Source organism: Ammoniphilus sp. YIM 78166 (genome assembly GCF_004522215.1).
In the GTDB taxonomy this organism is placed as follows: domain Bacteria; phylum Bacillota; class Bacilli; order Aneurinibacillales; family RAOX-1; genus YIM-78166.
Window position 1 is genome coordinate 963,611 of record NZ_SDLR01000002.1, and the last position, 22,636, is coordinate 986,246.

Sequence of the window (22,636 nt, forward strand, 5' to 3'; positions counted from 1 at the left end):
CAAGGAAAAGATAGCTGTGAAAAATAAAAATAAGACAGTGGTTAAATCGTTGGATATCCTTAATCTTTTTCTGAAACACTCCGAGTTGAGCTTAAATGAAATGGTACAACTGTCCTGCATCCCCAAAACGTCTGTTCATAGAATGATTAGTTCGCTTGAAGAGATGGGATTTCTCCAGAGAGATGAACAAGGTCAATACTCTCTCGGATTATTGTTTCTTCAATACAGTCAATTAGTCGCCGATCGCCTGGATATTCGCGAAATTTCCACGCCTATCATGAAAGCTCTTCGTAATGATGTCGATGAAGCAGTGAAACTCACCATAAAGGATGGTAGGGAAGTTGTTTGTATCGAACAACTTGATACGACACATCCTGTTAGACTCTATACAAAGATAGGCCAAAGGTCTCCGCTGTATGCAGGGGCAAGTTCTCGCATTTTACTGGCCTTTTCTCCAACTGATGACCGGGAACAATATTTGAAAGAGATTGAACTTATACCAATTGGCTTCGGAACCATCACAGATAAGGCAACACTGAGGAGTATTCTGGAGGAATCCGTCAAAGTCGGATTTACTGTTAGCCAAGCTGAACTGGAAAATTACACTTGTTCTGTAGCTGCACCCATTTTTAATAATACAGGCAAGGTGGTAGCAGGTATAAGTATAATAGGTCCTGATGAGCGCTTTCATAAAGATCGTTTACCACAACTTATTGATAAGGTCAAAATAGCTTCCCGTACCATCTCAAAAGAACTGGGATGGGACAAATCTAAATACCCAACTGTGGGATAATCCATCAAAAAAACAGCCTCCGGAATACATTCCGGAGGCTGTTTTTGCAGAGAAGCTAGACATCCAATGAATAAAAAATAGGAGAGAAGACTCTCTCCTTTCAAGGGATAGGAATGTGTAATACCTACACAAGTGAGTGATAATTAGAGTGACAAACACTCCATAATTTGCTCAATACAATGGATTGAGCAAACAAGCAGTGTGATCTATTAAATATAGATGCAATTCTTGTGCCAATTAGACGTTGGATCTCTGATAGACTCGGTAGAACCCATTACACTCTATAAAAAACAGTTTTTATCGTGGAGAAGTACCCACGATTTCGTAGGGTTATTATGCTTGTATGCATATCTATGCCATTGTGCATAGATACGCCCCATGGAGTATACTCCATGCTTTTGATCGAATATCTCTGAAAAGGCAGATTGTCATACAGTTAAGACCACCCGTTAGAATATAGTAGAAACTGTTGCAAGTTTCAGTCAATGAAATGATTTAAATCACGAATAGCATGAAGAAAAGGAGGATTATTTATGGAGAATACTGTTTCTTTAAAGCGTACACTAACTCTTGCGCCGGTTGTATTGTTCGGAATTTCCTTTATGGCGATTGGAACCGTTTTCAGCACTTATGGCATCGCGGCGCAAATAACGGATGGGGTTGTAGCGGGTGCCTATGTACTGACTCTAATGGCGATGCTTTTAACGGCGAATAGCTACGGTAAAATGTCCAGAGCTTATCCTTTTTCCGGATCCGCTTACACTTATGCTCAGAAGTCGATTGGACCACGAGTTGGTTTTCTAGTCGGGTGGGCGATATTAATTGATTATTTGTTTATTCCCATGGTTAATTTTTTGGTTTTCTCTATCTTCTTCGAGGCTCAATTTCCTCAAGTCCCGAGTTATGTCTGGATTTTAGCGATGCTGCTTGTTGTAACCTTCATTAACGTCAGAGGGATTAAGATGGCGTCTAGGGTGAATTTACTTATATCCATCTTCGGATTTCTTTTTATTTTGATCTTTTGCGTGTTAGCAGTAAAAAAAGTCATGGAGGGCGTTGGGACAGGGAGTCTAATCACAACGTATCCTTTTTTTCATCATGGTATTACCCCCTCACATGTTCTTACTGGCGTAGCCTTGCTATGCTTCTCTTTCCTGGGATTTGACTCGGTAACCACGTTTGCTGAAGAAACGATTCAGCCTACGAAAACGATTCCGCGGGCGATTATGATCGTCACATTGCTTGGAGGGGTTGTTTTTATCGTGGTCTCGTATTTGTGCTATACCGTTTTCCCGGATCATACCAAGTTCCAAAACGCCGATGCGGGTTCATTCGATATCATTATTTTAGTTGGCGGTACTTTCCTTAAATCTACGTTTCTAGCCTTTATAGCCGTTGGATGTTTTGCTTCTGCTATGGTATCGCAGGCAAGCGTAGGACGCATTATGTATGCGATGGGAAAAGATGAAGTTCTTCCCAAAAAGTTTTTTGGCTATATTCATCCGAAATATCAAACACCGATTCTCAATATATTGATCGTAAGCGCTATTTCCTTAACGGCCTTGTTCATGAATTTGGAAACCGTTGCCTTATTCATCAATTTTGGCGCACTGGTTGCATTCACCTTCGTTAATCTATCCGTGTTTTTTCACTATTTCATTCGACAGAGAGAACGCACCTTCTTAGGCATCCTCTCTTATATGCTCCTTCCTTTGGCGGGTGTTGCAGTTAACATATGGTTGCTTATCGGATTGGATGGACATTCAAAAACATTGGGCAGCTTATGGTTGTTGGCTGGTTTCATTTACTTGCTCGTTCTAACCAAAGGATTTAGCAAAAAAACGCCGGAATTAAAATTAAACGAGAGCTATGAAGTCTAGAATGGAGGACAATATGAGAACAGCAGATGTAATTTTGACTAGCAATGCCGTGTTTACCGGGTTGGATGAATGTCCGCACCCGGCGGCCATCGTGATCGTTGGCAATAAAATTGCGCATATTGGTACTAGACAAGAAGTTGAAAGTTGGATCGGTCCGCATACGAAGCAGTTTCATTATGAGGATCAATTAATCATGGCCGGGTTTCACGATTTTCATGTACATGTGATGCTGGGCAGTCTTTTTAACGAATTCAGTGTGTCTTTGTCTGAAGCGAAGTCGGAGTTAGAGGCGGTGGAGATGGTTAAGCAATACGCGCATTCTAGACCGGAGGATCACTGGATTATTGGTTACGGCTGGGATAAAGACAGTTGGACAAATCCAGATTATCCGCATCGATCATCACTGGATAGGGTGCTACCCGATCGACCAGCCCTGCTGTTTTCGGCAGAATGTCATTATGCATGGGTGAACAGTAAAGCATTGGAATTGATCAACGTGGATCGGAACACCGTATCTCCTCCTTTCGGCATCATTCATAAGGACGAGTTTGGCGAGCCGACCGGCATCCTGCACGAGTCAGCCATGAGCCTGGCGGCTGATCATGCGCTTCATTTCTCCGAAAAGCGGGAAGAGGAAATTTTGGTAAACTTTTTCAAACAAGCAGCCAAAGTTGGAGTCACATCCGTACATGATATGTTCTCCAGTCGTGCGATGAAAAAAATCATGCGATATGAATTGTTTAAGAAATTTGAAGACCAAGAACGCATGAGTGCCCGCATTCATATTTTACCTGCACTCGATGGTGACTTGGAAACCGCCAAAGCGTTAAGGGAAACCTACCAATCCGACAAGCTGCAATTTTCAGGATTAAAGCAATTCATAGACGGAGTCGTATCCGGTCATACAGCCTATATGCTGGATCCCTATATCGATCAACCGGAATGGAGAGGGGAACCTGCTTTCCCGGAAGAAACAATCAAGCAATGGGTTATTGATGCAGATCGGGAGGGGTTCCGGATCCGCTTCCATACCATTGGTGACGCGGCGACAAGGATTGCCCTGGATGCTTTCGAGGAAGCACAGAAGCGGAATGGCAGGCGGGATTCTAGACACACGCTAGAACACCTTGAAGTTGTTCATCCAGAGGATATCCCTCGCTTCAAGCAACTGGGGGTCATGGCTTCCATGCAGCCGCAGCACTTGGCGCTCATGCCAGTCAGCAGCTATACGACTCGAATCGGCGAGGAGAAGAGCGATCGCATATACCCCATAAAAACACTCAAAGAGTCGGGGGCGACCCTAGCGTTCGGGAGTGATTATCCCGTTGCGCCGCTTAATCCGATGCTGGAAATTCACCGTGCGGTGACAAGGTTGGAGTATAGCGAAGATAGAGTCTTGAATGAAGCGGAATGTATTCCGCTGGTGGATGCTTTGCGACATTATACGGTCGATCCGGCCTACGGCGCTTTCCGGGAGAACGAAATGGGAACGCTGGAAAAGGGCAAGCTGGCAGATATCGTTGTGCTGGATCGCAATTTATTTGAAGTATCACCGGAACAGATACGCGATGCAAAGGTACGCTTGACGATGATGGATGGCAAAATCGTTTTCGAAAGCTAACAGCCAATTAGGACTGGCTATCAAATGTTTATTTTGGCATTATTCTTGCGTGTTATATTGATAGGGAGGCTTTCATCGTGAAAATGGTGAGGATCGCATTGGCACAACTCATTTGTGAAGACGGGAAGGTTGAGCACAATCTGGCTTGTTTAGATCAGGTGGTGAATAATTATGGTCATTCTCACGACTTCATTATTTTTCCTGAGACCTTTATCACAGGATTTCTTTCTCCGGAGGTTGCTCGTACCTTAGCTGAACCTTTAAATGGACCCATTATTAAACATTTGGAGCGTCAAGCCAAGGAAGCTAATACTTCCATTGTTGTTGGGTTTTACGAAAAGGAGGGAGAGAATACTTATAACACAACGGTTCTAGTCGGACCGACAGGATTGTTGCTATCCTATCGCAAAACCCATTTGTGGGTAGGCGAATCTGAGGTAGTTCATGCAGGAAATTGTTTTCGAAGCTGCAGCTGGGAGGACACAAAAATCGGGCTACTCATTTGCTACGATATAGAATTTCCGGAAACCGCACGTGCAGTTGCAAGTATGGGAACAGAGCTATTGTTTGTGACAGATGGGAATTGGGACGGTCCGGTTCACCGTGTTGCGATTCAAGCCAGAGCACAGGAGAATCAAATGTTTGTTGCTCTGGTAAATCGAATTGGACAATTAGACGGGACTACGTTTTGTGGAGAGAGCGTTGTTGTTGATCCATATGGACGGATCATTGCGGAAGCGGGACGTGAAGAGGAGGTTTTATCGGTATCGCTAGACTTGTCTCTTGTTCAGGAGAGTAGACAACAGTATCATTATCTGAGGGCTCGAAGGGTGCATAGTAATGCACCTTCTAAGGAAATTGGAAAGGGAATTTGGGAAGTTAGAATCTAATCATTTAAATTTTTTATGTTAGTTAGAAGGAGAAATAGCCATGCAAAACAAACTCAGTATAGGAGAAATGGCGAAGCTGCGAGGCATAACTGTCGATACGTTGCGTCACTACGATAAAATTGGCTTACTGAAGCCTTATTACATAGATCCTGATACCGGTTATCGTTTTTACTCTATTTCTCAGTATGAAGTGCTAGGAACCATAAAAGAACTAAGAAGAGTAGGTTTTTCCTTGGGAGAAATCAAAGAATTTTTAACAAACCGAAATGTTAAAAAGTCGGTTCAACTACTTGAACAATCGATGTATAATATTCAAGAAAAAATAAAGGAATTACAATATATCCATCATACATTGAAGAATCGGTTGGAAAATATTGAATATTTTACGAGCAGTTACGAGAATGCGGATATTTTGATTAAACATTTTGAAGAAAGAGAGTACATTCAGCTAACTAGACCATTTAGTTGGGAAGATACTGAGAATATTCATTTTGGATTCTTAGAGCTTGAAAACATGATTGGTGGGATCATTCCGGTATTGGCTAGCAATAAATTTGGAGATTTTATCGATAAAGAGTATTTCGATGAAATCCGCCAATCATCTGAATTTATCCATAACATTAGTACATTTCAATCTACATTATTTATTCTTGTACAAGAGGAAGAGTGTAATCAACCTACTAAAAAATTAGAAGAAGGGTTATTTGCTTGCACTTACTACGGAGGACTTGTAAGAAAGAAAATGTTGCCACAACTTAAGAAGCTACTTGATTATTGTGATACCCATGAGTACATTATTATCGGAGATGCCATTCGTGTTATGCAAATAGACGTTTCACTGACGAACCATTTCGAGGAAGCTTACTATGAAATTCAAATTCCAATCCGCGAGAATGTAAAATAAAATGTTCAGTCTTCTAAATGACACTCAGCTCATTTAGAAGGCTTTTTTTTGTTATTACCGTTGACTCTAGAGTTAGACAAGACTTTATGATGAATTCATAACTTATGAATGGAGGTATGTTATTATTATCGGAATTTTAAGAGTTAAATTAGGGGGTGCAACGATTACACCCAAAGATATTTCAGAAACACCGATATCTTATACCATTGTAGATGGAAAAATTGTATTCGAAGGACAAAAAGAAACAGAAATTAAGCTTAATGGAAAAACAATTTCATTTGATCAACCGTCGATAAATGATAACGGTTCCATACAAGTTCCTGCCCAAACCTTATTTGAAGCTCTAGGCATTAAAAGTGTTTGGGACAAGCAAACCCATACTATTCCTGCTAGTCAAGGGGATACAAAGCTAATTGTTCCTGTAAAGCTAGTAAATGGTGTACCCATGATTTCAGTCCGATTTGTATCTGAAACATTCGGAGCAAAGGTTACCTGGATAAAAGCGACGAGATCCGTTGAAATCATAACAAACTAATTTTGTTGAAAATGAAAGGAAGAATTCAAAATGAGACAACGACTAGCCGACATCATCGTTTCAAGTAATACCGTATTTACAGGACTTACGGATCATCCGGAATCTGCTTCCATTGCAATAATTGACAATAAAATCGTTGCCATTGGAACGGAAGCAGAAATTAAACATTTGGTAGGGGAACATACAAAGATCTACGATTTCAAAGACCAATTCATAATGCCTGGATTTCACGATTTCCATCTTCATATTATGCAGGGAGCGATTGCACTTCATAGTGTCAATCTATTCTCGGCTCGTTCAGAAGATGAGGCGCTAGACATGATTCAAGAATTCGCGAAGAATAATCCGGCTAATCCATGGGTCATCGGATTTACCTGGGACGCAGGTTATTGGGATAAGAAAGAATTACCCACACGTTCTTCATTAGATCGTATCCTTCCAGATCGGCCAGCAATCATGTTTCATGCAGAGGGTCATTATGCATGGGTAAATACTAAGGCCTTAGAGTTAGCAAACATCACTCGTAATACGCAAAAGCCTTCTTACGGCTATATTGGAAAAGACACCAATGGGGAACCAAATGGCATCTTATATGAAAATGCAATGGATGATGTAATTCACCATGCTTTTAATTTTTCTCGAAACCAAAAGGAAGAAATGTTCTCCAATTTTTTGGCCTATGCAGCAAGCCTAGGCATTACTGCCGTCCATGACTTACATGCTTTGAAATCAGTAGAAGCACTTGATGTATTCGAAGAGTTTGAAAGCAAGGGAAATTTAACAACACGAGTTCATTTATGGCCAGCCTTAAATGGCGATATTGATCATGCTAAAAAACTACGAGATACCTATCAATCGGAAAAACTCCGCGTGAGTGGACTTAAACAATTTATCGATGGCGTTATTACTTCCCGCACTGCTTTTTTACTCGAGCCTTACGCGGACCAACCTGAAACACGTGGAGAGACAACTTTGCCTCCTGAGACCATTAAGGAATGGGTCCTAAAAGCAGATGAGGAGGGATTCAGCATTCGCTTTCATGCGATTGGGGATGGAGCGATTCGTCTTGCTTTAGATGCTTATGAGGAAGCACAAAAGGTGAATGGTAAGCGGGACTCCCGTCATTCTATTGAGCATGTAGAAGTGATACACCCACAAGATATTCATCGTTTCAAAGAGCTAGGCGTTACCGCATCGATGCAGCCTAATCACTTTGCGATGTCCGAAAGAGGTGTTTACACGGATCGAATTGGTACTGAACGCGAAAAGCATGTATTCTCGATTCGTTCGCTGCAAAAAGCGGGTGCAAAATTGGCATTTGGAACGGATTTCCCCATTGATTCTTTAAACCCACTTTTACAAATTTACCGTGCCGTAACGAGAATTGACAGTAGTGGAAATACAGTATGGCATCCGCATGAATGTATAACACTTAGTGAAGCGTTAAAAGCGTATACAATCGGACCGGCACAAGGTGCCTTTCGAGAATATGAGTTAGGAACATTAGAAGTAGGGAAACTTGCTGATATTGTTGTTCTAGAACAAAATCTATTTCAAATACCCGTGGAGGAAATACCTCATACTAAAGTATTATTAACCATAGTTGATGGAAAAGTTGTTTTTGACGAAAGAGACGTAGTATAAATATCAAATTGATTGAGGTGGTACAATGTCCATTCTTATGGAGGAGCAAAAAACATACTCCGAAGTTAAAAATAAGAAAAAAGTTGTCATTCCGCATACGTATGCTATTTTGCTCTTTATCATCTTATTTGCCGCAGCCTCCACCTATATATTAACTCCGGGTGAATATGAAAGAAAGGTAGATGAAGCTACAGGTAGTACATTGGTAGTAAGTGGAAGTTATAGTCCAGTAGACGCAAATCCTATTGGTTTATTTGATATATTTAAAGCCATCCCAATGGGAATGCAAGATGCAGCAAATATAGTCTTTTTTATTTTTCTAGTTGGGGGCGCCTTTGGCATTATTCGTGCAACGGGCGCCATTGAAGCCGGGATAGCAAAAGCCGTAATCAAGCTAGAAGGTAAAGAAAGAATAATGATCCCCATTTCTATGATCATATTTTCAATTGGGGGGTTTAGTTTTGGATTTGCGGAAGAGAGTATTATTTTTGTTCCTATAGGAGTGGCTTTAGCACGTGCGATAGGCTTTGATGCTGTTACTGGGACGGCTATGGTAACTATTGGTGCTGCCAGTGGATTTATTGGAGGTATGCTTAATCCATTTACTGTAGGAATAGCTCAAGAAATTGCAGAAGTACCGTTATTCTCTGGATTTGCTTTCCGTTTTAGTGTATATATCGTGATTTTGCTATTCGCAATATGGTATGTTTCACGATACGCTTTTAGAGTGAAAGATGATCCTACTCATAGTGTAATCTATGAGATTGAAAGAGAAATAAATAATAAGAGTAAAGTCGAGGTGGCTACAGGCAGTAATCTGTCCTTCTATCATTATCTAGTGTTTATCGTCATAATAGGGGGATTAGCCTTCAATGTATATGGCGTGTTCCGGTGGGGATGGTTTATTACTGAGTTAACCGCATCTTTCCTATTAATAGGATTTATAGCCGGATTAGTAGGGAAACTATCTATTAACCAAATTTTTGATTCCTTTGTAGATGGAGCGAAAGCGCTCACTTTTGGTGCATTAATTGTTGGCTTTGCAAGAGCCATTCTTGTGATATTAGAAGAAGGAAAAGTTATTGATACCATTATCTATTCTTTAGTCGGAGTAATACAAGGATTCCCTAACTTTGGAACAGCTTTAGGCATGTTTTTAGTCCAAACTTTTTTGAATTTCTTCATTCCAGCTGGACCAGCCCAAGCCATGACGACGATGCCTGTCATGGTACCTGTTGCTGACTTGTTAGGAGTTAGCAGACAGGTGGCGGTATTAGCCTTTCAATATGGGGATGGAATTACAAATTCCATCATCCCCACATCAGCAGCACTAATGGGCTATTTAGCTGTTGCTGGCATCCCTTATGAAAAATGGGTAAAGTTTGTCTGGAAGCTTATAGTCGGGTGGTGTGTAATTGCGGCGATGGCTCTCTTGATAGCTGTTTTGATGGGGATACACTAGTCAAAGTCTTTAATTTATCTTAAGGGTATGTAAAGGTTGAATAATTAAATCCCAATTTCTCATCTTTACTCCTGAGAGATTGGGATATATTAATTACTAGAATCTTGCTTGGGAATCAGGTATATTCAAAACTGTAGAAAGTACAAAAAAGCCCTGATTCTCCAGAAGAAGAGGATCAGAGCTGTTTGTCTAGCCTGAAGATACCCAACCCTTTTTTGGAATTTAACCAGAATCCGTTTTCAAATCCAATTGATACTTCTGAATCCTTCTAATTAAGGAAGATTGGGTAATTCCAAGGGATTTAGCTGTTTTCCTTGTGGATTGGTGCTTGTGATACGTCTGTTGGATAAGTGTTTTTTCAAGCTGTTCCACTAATTCTGGTAAAGTGTGCTCAATCGGATTTGGCTCATTCCATTTTGATGGTCTCATTCCTTTTAGGTTTTCCGGGAAATCGTCTATGGAAATCTCTTCTTGTTTTGCGGTAATCACGAGGAGTTCAATTAAATTTTCCAGTTGGCGAATATTTCCTGGCCAGTCATACATTTGTAACGCATCCAACGTTTCTTTGTCAAAAAATCGCTCTTTCTGATAAAGATGGTTAAACTTATTTAAGAATAAATGAGATAAGGGATAAATATCTTCTTGTCGTTCCATTAAAGAGGGAACTCGAAGGGGCAGGATGTTGAGGCGATAGTATAAGTCTGCGCGAAATTTATTCTCTTCGATCATTTCTTCCAGATTTCTGTTCGTAGCAGCAATAATTCTCACATCAGCGGAATGCCATTTGGAATCCCCAATGGGAATGTACGTCTTTTCTTGAATCAATTGAAGGATTTTAGACTGTAGGTGGAGGGGTAATTCACCAATTTCATCCAGAAATAAAGTTCCTTTATCCGCCATTTTAACTAATCCAGGTTTTCCGCTATGGTTTGCCCCCGTAAATGCCCCTTTTTTATATCCAAATAATTCAGACTCAAGTAAGGATTCAGGAATGGATCCGCAATTAATTTGCAAGAAAGGTTGATCATATCGTTTGCTTAGTTTATGGATCCGCTTGGCAATAAAGGTCTTACCAACACCTGTTTCTCCTGTAATGAGTACATTCGTGTCCACCTGAGAGACTTTTTCTACTAAATCAAGCAAGGAGAGAAAAGATGGGCTTTTTCCAATAAAGTTTTTGTCGGTCCAGTCGTTTTTTTGGTTCAATCTCAGCCTCTGAATTTCATCGGAATATTGCTTCAGTAAAAAGTCCTTTTCTTTCAATTGCGATGTGATGCGTAAACTCTCGGTAATGTCACGCGCATGGGCGATAACTAACTCAATCTCTCCTCTCGGATCGAAAATGATATGACCAGTTACGAGAAACTTGTAGCCGTTTTTCATAGTCTGTACAATGCTTACGTCTTGTCCGGCTTCCAAAGCAAGTCTGATCACGGAAGGATTGAAGAATCCAGCGGCTTCAAGGTCTCTTACATTTTTTCCGATTAACTGATCTCTGGAACCATTGATATTTTCACTCGTCTTATTGAGCCAAAGTGTATTCCCCTGATGGTCTGCAATATAAATCGAATCGGTTAAGGTATCAAATATATTTAAGAAAATACCATAATTGAGTTTGGATAGATTTTTGATCATCTATTTCTCCTTTTTCCCTAAATATATATATTTTCTGATTTTTCGTCAACAAAAAGAATCGATTTCGAATCAGTAACGATGCTTTATGTTCAAAACAACCCGAAATACGATTCGGTTCCGGAGTAATACGAACCGTTATCGGTTCGTATTTCGAAAAAAATTAAAAAAGTTAAATAGAAATAGGCATTTTTATCGTGAATTTGGCCCTTTTTCTTTATTAATTATTGGCATGGATATTGCTTATTTAAAGGAGGAGAAGAAAATTTAGTATTCAGGAGGTCAATTGAAAATGGAGCAGTTAATCAATGGACAAAAAGTCGACTTCATCATGAACCAAGTAGAGAAGCTATGGGACGAAGAAGTCTCCTTTTTACAAAAGTTGGGGAGATATCCGAGTACGCTAGGAAATGAGGCCGCGATCCAGCATTTTATTGCGGACTACTTAAAAAACGAACTCCATCTTGAAGTAGAGATGATAACGCCGGATCCGCAAAAGCTTTCCTCTCTCCCGGGTTATTCTACGGCGGAATGGTCTTATGCCGGTCGTCCCATTGTGGTTGGGAAATATGCGGCAAAGGGTGAAAAAAAGGGGAAAAGCCTGATCCTTCAAGGGCATATTGACGTTGTAAGTCCAGAACCAACAACGAAGTGGAGTTATGATCCATGGGGATCAACGGTTGTGGGCAATAAAATGTATGGCCGCGGGATAGCAGACATGAAGGCAGGGGTTGCGGCCATGATTTTTGCACTTAAAGCGATCCAATCAGCTGGGGTGGAACTTTCAAATGATGTGATTATTAAAACCGTTACAGAAGAAGAGTGTACAGGAAACGGTGCGTTAGCGGCCATTGAAGCCGGCTATTTAGCTGATGCCGCACTCATTCCTGAACCCATGGGACAGGTAGGATTAACAGCTCAAGTCGGTGTGATTTGGATGCGAATCAAAGTGTCAGGATTAGGAGCACATACGGAAAGAGCAGATAAAGCTGTGAATGCTATTGTCAAATCCTATGAAATGGTCAAGGCGCTATTGAACTATGAAGAAGAGATCAATAACAGATCAAAGCATAAGGATTTTACGGACCATCCGCATCCGCAAAACATTAATATTGGTACAATTCATGCGGGGGATTGGCCTTCGACTGTACCATCCGAGTGTACGATTGAAGTTAGGGTTGGCTTTAACCCAGGATTGAATCCGGAGGATGTGAAAGAAGAATTAACTGCTTACCTATTGGAAGCAGCCAAAAAGGATGAGTGGTTAAAAGATAATCCTCCAGAAATTTCATATTATGGATTTCATGCTGAAGGATTCTCCATTGATTCGAATCAGGAACTATTCCACACATTGGGGGAAGCACACCGCATCATAGAAAATAGCGAATTAACCTATGGTGCCTTTACAGGGACGACGGATGCTCGATTTTATAACCTTTATTATAACATTCCTGCTACCTGCTATGGACCTTTAGGATCTAATTTACATGGGCCGGACGAGTGGGTGGATCTGGAAAGTGTAAAAAGAGTGACGAAAATTTATGCTGCGTTTCTGTTGAAATGGTGCCAATACAAAGAATAGTTCGATCCATAGAAAAAGGGGGCTTTATCTATGCAACTTAATGAATCCAGCCAATCGATCCTAATTGTGCTATTAGTCATTTATTCTGTCAGCATCCTCGCATACTCTTATTATTTTTATAGAAAAGCCCGGACCTATGAATCCTACAATATGGGGGGGCGCGCCATGCCACTCGCTCCGATGATATTAACTATTATCGGTGGAGCTGTAGGAGGATCCACTCTTCTTGGATTTATGACAAATGCTTACGTAAAAGGGATGGGACAAATTTGGTCGGTGATTTCCCTTGCCTGTTCCCTAGCTGTTTTTACGTTGCTTTTGGTCAAGCGCATTCGAAAGGTTGGGGATGAGCATCAGCTGTTTTCCATTGGGGACTACGCGGCCCTTCGCTATGGAGAAGCCGCTCGCTACCCTGCATTTATCGGAAATATGGCCGCTTTAGGCGCTCTCACAGGCTTACAATTTGTAGCGCTGGCTACCGTTCTCAATCTCATATTCGGTTTGGATATGACAACTGGAATCATCATATCGTGGTTATTCATCACGCTGAAAACCTATTTAGGAGGGTTGACCGCGGTGATTTGGACCGACGCCGTTCAAGGAACGATTCAAACCCTAGGCGTCCTGGTCTTGGTCTTCTTTATCTACCATTTGACAGGTGGATGGAGCAATCTGGCTGAAAATCTGAGTGTGATTCAAACGAGTGAGTTTTTGAGTCCGTTCAATATCGGGTTGGCTGAGATTATTATCCCGTTTTTAACCATTGGTGCTGCGACACTCGTGAGACAGGATACTTGGCAAAGAGTATGGGCAGCGAAGGATGTAAAAACTTCGGTCTTGTCCAATTGGGTAGCCTGCCTTGCTATTCTTGTGACAGGGATTGCGATCATCTTTATTGGCGTCTTCGCTAATGGTTTAGGTATTACAACAGATAAGCCCAATCTGATTTACTATGAAGTAATCTTTGGTGCGTTACCGTTTGGGTTTGGGGCTCTCATGTTTATTGTATTAATCGCGACTATCCTCTCTTGTGCGGATTCTTTCTTTATCGCAGGTTCGACCTCCATCGTAAGCGACATCATTAAGCCGCGAATGAAGGAACAGTCCGACGCCAAACTTTTGTATTACAGCCGAATGATGGTCTTGGTGATGTCGGTCATTTCTCTATTTTTGGCCCTATCCATTCCGAGGCTAGTGGAGCTGTGGATGACGGGTTCAGCCATTCTTGTCGCTGGTTTGTTGGCTCCTATTTTACTCGGCATGTTTTGGGATAAACCGAATCAGAGGGCGGGAGTCGCCTCCATGTGGTCTGGGTTGATTTTGGCTATTGTTTGGCAGTTTGCAGGACACCCCTTTGGTGTTCATCCCGTGTTTATCGGATTTCCCGTATCCGTCCTAGTCCTGTTAATCCTGACGTTTACAGTCAGTCAAAGTGAAAATAAAGAATACATGGAAGAATGCGATATAGCGAAGTAAAGTTGTGGGGTGGAAAGAACTGAGGGGCATTCATGGGGAAGTATCCCTATGGATGCGTGATGTGTACAACATGGCGACTTGGTATGCCTACTGGCTGCCAAGTTTTTTGTTGTGTTTTAAATAAACGATTGTGTCTTTTGGGCAAAATTTTTTTATCAGTTTTACAATGAAAATAAAAATGCTAAAATGAAAAGTAATAATAATTACACCGTGCGTTTAAAATATAAAAATTACCTCATTACATTTAAATTGGAGAGATTTCATGGATAATCCCATATTGTTATTACAAAACAAGATTTCTGAGTTAACAGAAACGCAACGTAGGGTTGCTGATTATATCATTAAACATCCTTTAGATGTCGCTTTTCTAACTGTGGATCAGTTAGCGGGAATCGTAGGAACAAGTACGACGACTATCATGCGGTTAACCTTTAGTCTAGGTTATTCGGGCTATTCGGAATTTCAAAAAGGTCTTCAAGAAATCTTACGAAATAGAGCAGCCCCTCAAACTAGATTAGAAGCTAATTTAAAGGGCCTTAACGAAAGTGATTTATGGATCCGATGTGCAGAAAAACAAATCCAGAATATCCAATCTACTGTCGAAATGATTTCGGCAGATACACTGGATCAAACTTTAGAGATGATTGTATCATCAAACCGGATCTATTGTTCAAGTGTAAGAAGCGGACTTCCGGTGGCACAATATTTAACGCATGGGTTGAATCGTTTACTGGGTAATTGTGATCTGGTCGTTGCAGATCAAACGGACTGGATCGATAAGATTATAAACCTTACTTCATCAGACTTAGTCATTGCAACGAGCTTTCCAAGATACGGAAAGATGGTTGTCGAGTTAGTCAAGAGGGCAAAAGAAAATGATGCTAAAGTAATAGCGATTACGGACAGTTATTCTTCACCCTTAGCGAAGTATTCCGATATCACCTTGCCTTGTAATCCGAGCAGCATAGCTTTTCACAATTCAACGATATCGTCTATGTTTCTGTCCGATTACCTCATTAGTGCGATAGCGATAAATTATCGAGATAAGACGAAGCATCGTCTAGATCGGGTGAATACGATCCTTACTGAAATGAATTATCATTATAATAATTAATAATGACAAGGATGATAGGAATAAAAATTTTTGAATTACTCTTGGTGATTCTTAATTTTTATGTCTATCATCCTTTTGGTGTTTAACAGGCTACATTTTAAAAAAAGGGTTTACATTAATAAATACAGATGTTACTATACAACTATAAAAGTAATAAATTTTACAACATGTAATAATAGTAGTTAAAAATAATACACCTAAGATAAGTTTGCGCGAATTAAAACCATTAAAGTTGTAGTTCTCAATTTTTTAGGTTTTGTGATGGCGGTTACAAGATGAAAGAGGATTAAGTAAAAGTATGAGGTGAAGAAATGGGAACATGGGGATTTAAAGGCGGATTAAAGTGGATTAATAGTGGCTTTGTAGAAAATAAGGAATTGAATATTGCGGTGCTAAATGAGTTGGATCGAGAATTCGAACTTCCTGAAGGGTGTTTGATTGTACCCGGTTTGGTGGACTTCCATTGTCATGTTTGGGCTCCCGGGGCGTCCGTTGGAGTTACAGATATAGAGTATCTTTCTTCAGGAGTTGTGGCCTGTGTGGATGCCGGAACTTTTGGTTATGATGGGTGGGTTAATGCAGATCGCTTATGGCAAAATAGTTCGATTGAGATTCGTTCATGGCTTTCCGTACTACCAGAAGGCTTAACCATACATCCTAACCCGAATCCAACCAAACCAGAGAATATCTCTATGGAGCGTTTATTGGAAACGGCATCACTGGCGGGGGACAGGCTTTATGGCTATAAAGTCCGATTAGGGCAACTGGATGCAGAAAATGATCGAGGTTTGCTTCAAGTAGCTCGCGCAGCTGCGGAAAAGAGCGGACTTAGAATGATGGTTCATCTTACGGGATCGAGTCTAACCATAGAGGAAGTGCTAGATATCCTAAGACCGGGTGATATCCTAACTCATCCCTACCATGGGAAGCGAGGTAACATTCTAGACTCGAATGGCAGCGTATCAACCTGCTTTTTGGAAGCGGTCGAAAAAGGTCTGCTATTGGATGTCGGACAGGGCAGTAAGCATTTTTCATGGAAGGTATTTAAGCGAGCGATATCAGAAGGATTAAAGCCTCATTTCATTAGTTCAGACATTGTGAGAAACACATGGAAAAAACCACCAGTAGATGATATGAGCTATATCGTATCTCGTTTTATTGCTGGGGGGCTATCAGAGGATGAGGTATTCTCCACCTTACTGAAGAATGCGACTGGGTTTATGGGGATAGAGATTGATTCAACCAAGAACCTTTTAGTTTTACAACCAGATCATTCTGAGGTTCACTATTCCGATTCGGAGGAGATTTTGGTAGGAAATATTAGGTATTCCCCGATCGTTCAGATTCATAATGGCAAATCGGTATTTGTATCGGATCATTTATCAAAATAAACATCATAACAGAGGGGGATAATGATGAAAAAGTTTCTAAGTGTATCTATGGCATTTTTGCTATCTGTAGCTCTTATAGGATGCGGGGGTCAAGTAACCCAGCCTTCCGAGGGGGCGGCAAAGGAAAGTAAAAGTGACTATCCGAACAAGCCTATCAATCTCATCGTCTCTTTTGCAGCAGGCGGTGGTATGGATACAGGGGCGAGAATTCTTACGCCTTATCTAGAAAAGGAACTAGGTGTAACTGTCAATGTAATCAACAAACCAGGTGGGGGCGGCTGGATCGGTTGGACTGATCTTGTTAATGCGAAACCGGATGGCTATACCATTGGGTATCTAGGGACACCTAATTTAATGACGGGGTATTTAGATCCTAAACAAAACAGACAACATAATTTAGATAGCTTCACGCTGATTGGCAAGCACGTAACGGATCCTGGGGTAATTGCCATCCGAAGTGATGAGTCACGTTTTGCTGATATTAAAGAACTGATCGAGTATGCAAAAACAAAAGAACTGACAGCTACATCCACTGGAGTAGGCAGTGATGATCACATTGCTGCTCTAAAAGTGAATAAAGCGTTGGGAACTCAGTTCACAGCTGTGCACACGCAAGGCTCTGCGGAACAAAAGACGGCTGTATTAGGGGGACATGTAGACGTATTATTTGCAAACGTAGGGGATGTCATTAGTTTACAGAAGAATGGTGAAGTGAAAGTTCTTGCTGTCCTGGCTGAAGAGAGATCGCCTTTCCTGCCTGATGTCCCTACATTCGAAGAGAGTGGATTCGAGAGTGTAATCTCTAGTCCTTCCAGAGGATTTGCAGCACCGAAGGGATTAGACACTGAGAAGTTGGAAATTCTGCGTAAGGCATTTGAGAACGCCATCAAACAGGAAGAACAGGTGAAGAAGCAAGGAGAATCTGGTCTACAGGTTGATTATAAAGATATTGCTGAATACGAACAGGAATTAAGAGAGATAGAAACAGGGCTAATCGAGATTAGCGATTTGCTTGGCTGGAAATAAAGATTAGCTAGTTGGACAGCATCTGGATTCGTTAGAGTCCAGATGTATGTTCTAAAAAGGAGGCTTTTTCATGATCAATAGAATACATCAAGACGTAGTAATTGGTTTCATCTTCATTCTTGTTTCGATCTTGCTATATATGAAAACATTTGACTTTATGGGAGAAGCTGCGATATATCCGAGGGCACTTATCGTATTTATGATCATGTTTGCATCTCTTATTATCTATAGCGGATTAAAGAAAACGAAACAGTTAAAAGAAGGTCATGAAGTAAAGTATGAGGGAGAAGAAGGGCCATTGACCCCTTCACTGCTAAAATCGCCGTTTATTACATTACTCATTGTTGGAGTTTATGCAGGACTGCTAAGTGTCATTGGTTTTTTCCCAGCTACGATATTATTTGTTATTGCATTCTTATGGTTTATGGGCGTGAAAAAGTGGAAGGTCTATGTGCTAACGTCTTTGGGTCTTAATTTATTCATTTATCTTTTGTTTGTCGTGCAGCTCAATGTTCATCTCCCGCTCGGGATCTTGTTTGAATAAAGAAGGAGGCTTTTCATGAGTCCGGATATAGTATCTCAGATTATTCACCATTTATTTTCGATCCAAACCATGGTTGCCTTAGTTGTTGGGGTAGTCGGAGGGATATTGGTAGGGTCCCTGCCAGGATTGAGCGCAACAATGGCTATCGCTTTGCTGATCCCTATTACGTTTGGGATGGATCCCGTTGCGGGATTAACCATGCTGACGGCTATATATACTGCAGCTATGTATGGCGGATCGATTTCAGCCATTCTCATTCATACACCAGGAACACCTGCATCAGCAGCAACAAGTCTCGATGGGTATCAAATGACATTAAAAGGTCAAGGAGCCAAAGCGATCGGTATTTCTACCATTTCCTCCATGATCGGTGGAATGTTAAGTGCCTTAGCCTTACTCTTCTTAGCACCGCCATTATCAAAGGTATCCCTCATGTTTAGCGCACCTGAATATTTCCTCATTGCCATTTTTGGATTAACCATTATCGGTAGTCTAGCTTCAAAATCCATGGTTAAGGGATTGACAGCCGGAGTTATTGGCTTATTGATTGGAGCCATCGGAGTGGATATTTTAACAGGGTATCCTCGATTCACATTTGGCTTTCCTGCTTTAGAAACAGGTGTTTCTTTGGTGCCTGCCATGATTGGCTTGTTTTCCTTATCGCAAGTCATGATCCAAGCAGAAAATCGAGGCAAAAATCAAGGGAAAAAGAAGGCTTTAAATATAGAAGGAAAAGTTTTACCAACATGGGCCGAGTTCAAGGGCATCTTTGCCACGATCATTCGCTCTTCAGGTATTGGAACGTTTGTCGGGATGCTTCCCGGTGCTGGCGCGGATATCGGTTCATGGGTCAGCTACAATGAGGCTAAACGCTTCTCGAAACATAAGGAGAAGTTTGGTAAGGGGCATATTGAGGGAGTGGCTGCTCCTGAAGCCGCAAACAATGCGGTGAGTGGTGGAGCCCTCATTCCGCTACTTACTTTAGGAATCCCAGGAAGTGCTGCAACAGCTGTCTTGTTAGGTGGACTTATGATTCAGGGCCTCATTCCTGGCCGTGAACTCTTCACCACGCATGCGGATATTACGTATTCGGTTATCTTCGGATTTATTATTGCCAATATTCTGATGGGGATTGTTGGGCTGCTTGGTGCGAAGTACTTTGTTAAGGTATCTGTCGTATCGGATGCTATTTTAGCTCCGATTATCATCACGCTATGCGTGGTTGGTTCTTATGCCATTAACAATAATGTTTTTGATATCTGGGTAATGATTATCTTCGGTTTTATTGGGTATTTTATCCGCAAAACCGGTTTCCATCCTGCACCTATTATTCTCGGTATGGTCTTAGGACCGATTGCTGAACGTGGCTTTAGACAATCCGTATTGATGGCAAAAGGAGATTTGCTTGGATTTTATTTTTCCCGTCCCATTACGGTAGTATTGATGATTTTAGTTCTTATCGCGCTCTTCTCTCCCATGATCATGAACTGGTGGGTAAAAAAAGGGGCCGGCAACATGGATGAGTCAAAGTCTGACGGTGATGTTGCGGATAATCCAACGAAGTAAGTTCTTCTATTAATATACTTAGGGAGGAAAATATGAAAAGACTTAAATCTGCTTTAGTTGGTTTACTTTTTCTTACTGCTTTAGTAGGATGCTCCACCCAAGATTCGGTTTCTTCTTCAACCAATCCGACGGAACCGTCCAACGCAAAAGAAATAAACTATCCCACTAAACCGATCAAACTGATCGTTTCCTATGCCGCTGGCGGTGGGACGGATACCGGCGCACGTATGTTAACATCCTATCTTGAAAAAGAGCTAGGGGTTCCGGTAGTAGTAGAGAATAAGCCAGGCGGTTCTGGATGGATTGGCTGGGGCGAACTGTCTAAGGCTAAAACTGATGGATATACCATTGGATATGTGAATGCGCCTGCTATCTTTGCAGGGTATATAAAACCAGACTCTAATCGTAAAGAAAACCTTGATAGTTTTGAGTTTATCATCAATCATGTCGTGGATGTCGGTGTTATTGCTGTTCGATCAGATGACAATCGATTCTCCACGATCAATGACCTTATTGAATATGCCAAGACGAACGAATTGACGACAAGTGCAAGTGGTGTAGGAACAGAAAATCATCTTGCTGCTCTGCAATTGAATAAAAAAATGGGGACGAAACTTACTTCTGTGCAATTTGGTGGTACAGCTGAAGCGTTAACGGGCGTCATGGGTGGTCATGTCGATGTATTAATGGCTAAAGTTGGAGAAGTTATGCAAGCTGAGAAAGAGGGTAAATTGAAGATTTTAGCTGTGGCCAAAGGAGAGCGGGTGGCGCAGTTCCCAGACGTACCAACGATTAAAGAGGCCGTTGGGGCAGATGTTGAATTTTATTCTTTACGAGGAATAGCAGGGCCAAAAGGATTGGATCCGCAGATTGTTGAGAAGCTGCAAACCGCTTTTGAAAATGCTATGAAAAACCCTGAGCACGTACAAAAGATGAGTGATTTAGGATTAGCTATCGATGGTACGAAAGGTGAAGAATACTTGCAAGTACTCAAGCACGAAGAAGCGATTATGCTTGACTTTAAAGATGAACTAGGCTGGTAGAATCGATAGAAACAAAAGGGAAAGGTGTCTTTAACATGCCATTTTATACAATCCAACAAGGATGTTCCGAGGAACGAGAATGGGTTAGGAACAAGTTATTGGGACTCGATCGCCTGTCCCCGGATAATAAGGAGAAGGTATTAACAGCTTGGGTTAGTGCTTGGAAGAGCAGTAGTTATGCAAATCTAGAGGATATGCCAGGTTTTTCTTTTTCGCTTTACCCATTACTAGACCATGTGAACGATGTCGTCCACTTTGGAATTTCTATGGCCGAGGAGGCTACAAAGAGATGGGGCGTCACCGTCGATTGGGATTATCTTATTCAGATTTTTCTTCTGCATGATATTGATAAACCTCTTCTATTAAATAGAGATGGGGATAAAATTGTAAAATCTCCGTTTGCGAGCCAGATTCAGCATGGAGTGTTAGGTGCCCTTCTTTTGAATGAAATTGGTTTTTCAGAACAGGTTGTGGGTACGGTGGCAACACACGCAACGAATAGTCCATTCCATGGTTCCTCTACGGAAGCTTATATTTTACACTATGTAGATTTGTTTTGTGCTGACCGTGCCGTGATTCTAGAAGGCCAAACACCTTATTATCAAAAACTATCATTAAAAAAGTAAAAGGGAATTTTTGTTGAGGGTTAATAGGATGAATGTTTATTCCTATTTCCCTTTTTTATTTGTGAAATTTTGAGAACGTAAACAATTAATTTAAAAAGGGTTTACATGAAGTAATAACGATGATACTATACAAATAAGGTAGTAATAAATATTACAAAACTATATGCATGTTGTTATATTTACTACAACAACATGAAACCAAATTTTAAGGAGTGTTCAAGTTGAATAGATTAGCTCCACTTTTGTCAGAGGAAATTGTTAAAAGAGCAAGACTTTTAAACACCACTCTTTTGAGTGATGCGATGGGATGTACCGGTTCGATGGATTACAAGATCAAGCCTGTAGCTCCAGGAATGAGAGTGGTAGGGACGGCAATGACGGTGAGCTTGAGACCTGGAGACAATCTGTTTTTGCACCAAGCGATATACGATGGTGGAGAAGGATATGTGTTAGTAGCCGATGGGAAGGGTCACACTGCGAATGCTTACTTGGGAGAGTTAATGGCTGGTGCGGCAAAAGCGATCGGTCTTGAAGGGATTATCATTGACGGATGCGTTCGAGACAAAGAAACACTAAGTGAATTAGGGTTCCCTATATTTGCTAAAGGATTTATTCCGAACGGTCCGCTTAAAGATGGCCCTGGCGAGCTGCATACTGCTATTTCATGCGGTGGTGTTTCCGTACAACCTGGAGATTTGATTGTAGGCGATGAAGATGGTGTCATCGTTGTTCCAAAGAATAAAATAGAAGATGCACTTGAAAAAGCAGAGAAAAAGCTATCTTACGAGCAACAACGAATGGATACCATTGCAGCATTTGAAGAAAAGCGAAAGCAAGGTATCGCGGGAGGAAGCATTGAACCGCCTTGGCTTCGAGAGAAAATGAAAGAGTTTGGATTATAGAAAAG

General features: G+C 41.2%; 19 protein-coding genes. 18 read left to right on the forward strand and 1 reads right to left on the reverse strand.

From position 1 onward, the window contains the following. Positions 1-16: 16 nt before the first annotated feature. The 8 genes from EIZ58_RS10925 to EIZ58_RS10960 all read left to right on the forward strand — a co-directional run bounded on the left by EIZ58_RS10925 (position 17) and on the right by EIZ58_RS10960 (position 9,729). Positions 17-793, forward strand: coding sequence for an IclR family transcriptional regulator (locus tag EIZ58_RS10925; RefSeq protein ID WP_205672140.1), 777 nt, complete (start codon positions 17-19; stop codon positions 791-793). Between the two features lie 533 nt (positions 794-1,326). Then, positions 1,327-2,673 (forward strand): APC family permease, encoded by a 1,347-nt coding sequence (locus EIZ58_RS10930; protein ID WP_134700770.1) that lies wholly within the window; start codon positions 1,327-1,329, stop codon positions 2,671-2,673. Between the two features lie 13 nt (positions 2,674-2,686). Next, entirely contained in the window at positions 2,687-4,294 is a 1,608-nt protein-coding gene (locus EIZ58_RS10935) for an amidohydrolase (protein ID WP_134700772.1), read from the forward strand. A gap of 83 nt (positions 4,295-4,377) precedes the next feature. Continuing rightward, complete coding sequence (locus EIZ58_RS10940) at positions 4,378-5,184, forward strand: carbon-nitrogen hydrolase family protein (protein WP_240689041.1); 807 nt, start codon at positions 4,378-4,380, stop codon at positions 5,182-5,184. A 40-nt stretch (positions 5,185-5,224) separates the two neighbouring features. Then, positions 5,225-6,088: a MerR family transcriptional regulator gene (locus EIZ58_RS10945; protein WP_134700776.1), complete on the forward strand. Its 864-nt coding sequence runs from the start codon at positions 5,225-5,227 to the stop codon at positions 6,086-6,088. Between the two features lie 250 nt (positions 6,089-6,338). Further along, entirely contained in the window at positions 6,339-6,623 is a 285-nt protein-coding gene (locus EIZ58_RS35120) for a copper amine oxidase N-terminal domain-containing protein (protein WP_370297669.1), read from the forward strand. Positions 6,624-6,653: 30 nt separating this feature from the next. Beyond that, positions 6,654-8,267, forward strand: coding sequence for an amidohydrolase (locus EIZ58_RS10955; RefSeq protein ID WP_134700778.1), 1,614 nt, complete (start codon positions 6,654-6,656; stop codon positions 8,265-8,267). Between the two features lie 25 nt (positions 8,268-8,292). Continuing rightward, positions 8,293-9,729, forward strand: coding sequence for a YfcC family protein (locus EIZ58_RS10960; protein WP_370297652.1), 1,437 nt, complete (start codon positions 8,293-8,295; stop codon positions 9,727-9,729). Positions 9,730-9,951: 222 nt separating this feature from the next. Here EIZ58_RS10960 and EIZ58_RS10965 read toward each other — a convergent pair whose 3' ends face one another. Then, positions 9,952-11,364: a sigma-54 interaction domain-containing protein gene (locus EIZ58_RS10965; protein WP_134700780.1), complete on the reverse strand. Its 1,413-nt coding sequence runs from the start codon at positions 11,362-11,364 to the stop codon at positions 9,952-9,954. A gap of 289 nt (positions 11,365-11,653) precedes the next feature. Between EIZ58_RS10965 and EIZ58_RS10970 the strand changes: the two genes are divergently transcribed. The 10 genes from EIZ58_RS10970 to EIZ58_RS11015 all read left to right on the forward strand — a co-directional run bounded on the left by EIZ58_RS10970 (position 11,654) and on the right by EIZ58_RS11015 (position 22,631). Beyond that, positions 11,654-12,943, forward strand: a complete 1,290-nt coding sequence (locus EIZ58_RS10970) for an ArgE/DapE family deacylase (protein WP_134700782.1) — start codon at positions 11,654-11,656, stop codon at positions 12,941-12,943. A gap of 30 nt (positions 12,944-12,973) precedes the next feature. Continuing rightward, positions 12,974-14,419 (forward strand): sodium:solute symporter family protein, encoded by a 1,446-nt coding sequence (locus tag EIZ58_RS10975; RefSeq protein ID WP_134700784.1) that lies wholly within the window; start codon positions 12,974-12,976, stop codon positions 14,417-14,419. A gap of 262 nt (positions 14,420-14,681) precedes the next feature. Beyond that, complete coding sequence (locus EIZ58_RS10980) at positions 14,682-15,533, forward strand: MurR/RpiR family transcriptional regulator (RefSeq protein ID WP_134700786.1); 852 nt, start codon at positions 14,682-14,684, stop codon at positions 15,531-15,533. Positions 15,534-15,844: 311 nt separating this feature from the next. After that, positions 15,845-16,924, forward strand: coding sequence for an amidohydrolase family protein (locus EIZ58_RS10985; RefSeq protein WP_134700788.1), 1,080 nt, complete (start codon positions 15,845-15,847; stop codon positions 16,922-16,924). A gap of 24 nt (positions 16,925-16,948) precedes the next feature. Next, positions 16,949-17,950 carry a tripartite tricarboxylate transporter substrate binding protein gene (locus tag EIZ58_RS10990; protein ID WP_167577611.1) on the forward strand — a complete coding sequence of 334 codons (1,002 nt, stop codon included), beginning with the start codon at positions 16,949-16,951 and terminating at the stop codon, positions 17,948-17,950. Between the two features lie 70 nt (positions 17,951-18,020). Then, on the forward strand, positions 18,021-18,494 hold the full coding sequence (locus tag EIZ58_RS10995; RefSeq protein ID WP_134700792.1) for a tripartite tricarboxylate transporter TctB family protein: 474 nt from the start codon (positions 18,021-18,023) through the stop codon (positions 18,492-18,494). Positions 18,495-18,509: 15 nt separating this feature from the next. Continuing rightward, positions 18,510-20,060: a tripartite tricarboxylate transporter permease gene (locus EIZ58_RS11000; RefSeq protein WP_134700794.1), complete on the forward strand. Its 1,551-nt coding sequence runs from the start codon at positions 18,510-18,512 to the stop codon at positions 20,058-20,060. Positions 20,061-20,092: 32 nt separating this feature from the next. Then, positions 20,093-21,103, forward strand: coding sequence for a tripartite tricarboxylate transporter substrate binding protein (locus tag EIZ58_RS11005; RefSeq protein ID WP_134700796.1), 1,011 nt, complete (start codon positions 20,093-20,095; stop codon positions 21,101-21,103). Between the two features lie 35 nt (positions 21,104-21,138). Then, positions 21,139-21,729, forward strand: coding sequence for an HDIG domain-containing metalloprotein (locus EIZ58_RS11010; protein WP_134700798.1), 591 nt, complete (start codon positions 21,139-21,141; stop codon positions 21,727-21,729). 212 nt (positions 21,730-21,941) lie between these two features. Continuing rightward, a complete protein-coding gene (locus EIZ58_RS11015; protein WP_240689008.1) occupies positions 21,942-22,631 on the forward strand; it encodes an RraA family protein in 690 nt (229 codons plus the stop codon). The last annotated feature ends 5 nt before the right edge of the window (positions 22,632-22,636 follow it).